This is a genomic window from Vibrio sp. D173a (assembly GCF_030248475.1).
In genome coordinates this window covers 1-787 of record NZ_JAHGAH010000702.1, presented here as the reverse complement: position 1 = coordinate 787, position 787 = coordinate 1, and the positions used below count along the sequence as shown (strand labels likewise).

Below are 787 nucleotides of genomic sequence, written 5' to 3'. Positions count from 1 at the left end.
GCAAATCAAAACAACATGAGCCACCCGGTAGGTTGAAGCGTTGGCGAATGGCACTCAAGAAGCGGTCTTCTTTGAGCGATTGTCCGAAGCGCTCTGCGAGCATTAATTCGCGATAGATGTTGCTGATGTCATTGAGCAGGGAGGTCAGCATCTCTTGATCGACGCCTTCGACATTGAGCCAGCTCTTGTACGTTACACGCTGCTTCTCAATGTCTTTTGCCAGTTCACTCTTTAGCTGAATTTGCTCAAAGATTTCGATCAGATCGAAGATTGAACGAAAGAATAGCTGGTACTGCTGAGCATCTGAAAATGTTGAAGACAGGTGCAGTTGCCTCAAGAGGGATTCCACTCTTAAGTAGATACGTGTTTTCTCATTTAGAGGATGTTCAAATTTATGAGTGATCATCAAGCAAACCTTCATTCAACATAAGACTATTTTTACCGATCTTGTGTGCTTATTGCTAGATACTTTTGATGTAATTCTGTGATTTGAGGCAAAAGATCTTGGTTTTTAGTATGGTTTTTAATCACGTCATCCGCAACCGCTAAACGCTGCTCTCGTGAAGCTTGTGATTTGAGGATCGCTGTGACCTGTTCTTCAGAGACATTGTCTCGGTTCATAGTGCGTTCAATCTGAACTTCTGTAGGAACATCAACAATTAAAACGCGATCTGCCATACCTTGCATCTGGTTTTCAATCAGTAAAGGTGCAACGAGTAAACCATAGGGAGAGCGAATGTTTGTCAGCCCTTCTTCAATCTTATTGCGGATCATAGGGTGAAGCAGC

At 43.1% G+C, this 787-nt stretch carries 2 protein-coding genes; both read right to left on the bottom strand.

Features of this window, described 5'->3' with window-relative positions:
- Positions 1-406: cell division protein ZapD (gene zapD / locus KIV40_RS28650; RefSeq protein ID WP_285352611.1), on the bottom strand; the 406-nt coding region annotated here is incomplete at its 3' end.
- A 32-nt stretch (positions 407-438) separates the two neighbouring features.
- Positions 439-787, bottom strand: a 349-nt coding sequence (coaE, locus tag KIV40_RS28645; protein WP_285352610.1) for a dephospho-CoA kinase, incomplete at its 5' end; no start/stop codon positions are given.